The sequence below is a fragment of the Streptomyces xanthophaeus genome, assembly GCF_000725805.1.
Classification (GTDB): Bacteria; Actinomycetota; Actinomycetes; order Streptomycetales; family Streptomycetaceae; genus Streptomyces; species Streptomyces xanthophaeus.
In genome coordinates, this window is record NZ_KL647140.1 from 621 (window position 1) to 2050 (window position 1430).

At 71.3% G+C, this 1430-nt stretch carries 1 protein-coding gene; it reads right to left on the bottom strand.

The window, feature by feature from the left end; genetic code table 11:
• A partial coding sequence (locus IO30_RS41555; protein ID WP_209439910.1) for a zinc-binding dehydrogenase occupies window positions 1-1430 on the bottom strand: 1430 nt, incomplete at both ends.

A 1430-nucleotide genomic window follows, 5' to 3' on the forward strand; every position in this document is an offset into this window, starting at 1 on the left:
ACGAACCGACCAACTGCGCGAGTTCGTCGCGGTCGGCGACATCACAAGCCTCGACCCGCACCCGCGCACCCAGCGCCTCCAGCCCGGCCACGAGCTCACCGACACCCTCGGCCGCCGGACCGCGGCGGCTGAGCAGCAGCAGGTGCTTCGCCCCGTGTTCCCGGACGAAGTGCCCGGCGAACGACGCACCCAGACCACCCGTACCGCCCGTGATCAGGACCGTGCCCTCCGGATCCAGCGGAGCCGGAACCGTCAGCACGACCTTGCCGACATTGCGGCCCTCACGCAGGAACCGGAACGCCTCCACACCACGACGCACATCCCAGCTCCGGATCGGAGAGTGCCGCAGAGCACCCGCCTCGAACAGCCCCACCAGATCCCGCAGCATCTGCTGGATCCGGTCCGGCCCCGCCTCGAGAAGATCGAAGGCGAGATAACGGACTCCAGAGTGACGTCCGGCCACGGCCTCCGCATCGCGAATATCAGCCTTGCCCATCTCCAGGAACCGGCCACCGCGCGGCAGCAGGTCCAGCGAGGCATCGGTGAACTCACCGGCCAGTGCGCTCAGGACCACGTCCACGCCCGCGCCGCCGGTCGCTTCCAGGAACTGCTCCCGGAACGACAGGTCACGGGAGGAAGCGATCCGCTCCCCCGGGACGCCCGAGGCGCGTACCGCGTCCTGCTTGGCCTGGCTGGCCGTCGCATACACCTCAAGACCCCAGTGGCGGGCCAGCTGCACCGCAGCCATGCCCACGCCACCGGCCGCGGCGTGCACCAGGAGCCGCTCGCCGGACTGCACGGCGGCCAGGTCGGTCAGGGCGTAGTAGGCCGTCAGGAACACGAGCGGCATCGCGGCCGCCTCCGTGAACGACCAGCCCTCCGGCATCGGCACGACCATCCGGTGATCGGTGATCCCGACCGGCCCGAACGGATCCATCAGCAGACCCATCACCCGCTCGCCGGGGACGAGGCCCGTCACCTCGGCACCGACCTCCAGGACGACACCGGCAGCCTCACTGCCCAGCGGCGCCTCACCCGGATACGTACCCAGCGCGATCAGCACGTCCCGGAAGTTCAGACCCGCGGCCCGGACCCCGACCCGTACCTCGTTCACGCCGAGCGGGCGGTCTCCGTCGGAGGGCAGGATCGCCAGACCGTCCAGCGAGCCCTTGCTCTCGATCCCCAGCCGCCAGGCACGGCCCGCCGGCTGCACCGCAGTCCGCCCCAGACGCGGCGCCAACAGCTCACCGGCGCGGACGGCGATCTGCGGCTCGTCCAGGGCGACGACCGCCTCCCAGTCCAGGCCTGCGCCGTCCTCGCCGTCGAGGTCACCGTCGAGGTCCACCAGGGTGAACCGGCCCGGGTTCTCCGACTGCGCACTGCGCACCAGACCCCACACCGGAGCCTGCACCAGATCCGGCGCCTGCTCC